This is a genomic window from Salmonella sp. NW1250 (assembly GCF_051812965.1).
Classification (GTDB): domain Bacteria; phylum Pseudomonadota; class Gammaproteobacteria; order Enterobacterales; family Enterobacteriaceae; genus Salmonella; species Salmonella enterica.
Genome location: NZ_JAMNDD010000044.1, coordinates 237 through 570 on the forward strand (window position 1 = coordinate 237; position 334 = coordinate 570).

The window sequence follows — 334 nt, forward strand, 5'->3', positions numbered from 1 at the left end:
TTGGGGGATACATATAAGCAAAAAGCCCGTACTTCTGTACAGGCTCTCAACTTAAATATGGCGGTGAGGGGGGGATTGACTCGCTTTGCTCGCCCCTTCGGGGCAGCCCGTTCGCTGTGCGCCCGGTCTGTCCAACTGGCTGCGCCAGTTGTCGAACCCCGGTCGGTGGTTCTCATCCCCCCTTAGTTTGGGGGATACATATAAGCAAAAAGCCCGTACTTCTGTACAGGCTCTCAACTTAAATATGGCGGTGAGGGGGGGATTCGAACCCCCGATACGTTGCCGTATACACACTTTCCAGGCGTGCTCCTTCAGCCACTCGGACACCTCACCA

General features: G+C 55.7%; 1 tRNA gene. It reads right to left on the minus strand.

Going from position 1 to position 334, the window contains the following annotated elements:
- Positions 1 to 245: 245 nt before the first annotated feature.
- Positions 246 to 333 (minus strand) — tRNA-Ser (locus NBA72_RS24150).
- Between the last annotated feature and the right edge of the window lies 1 nt (position 334).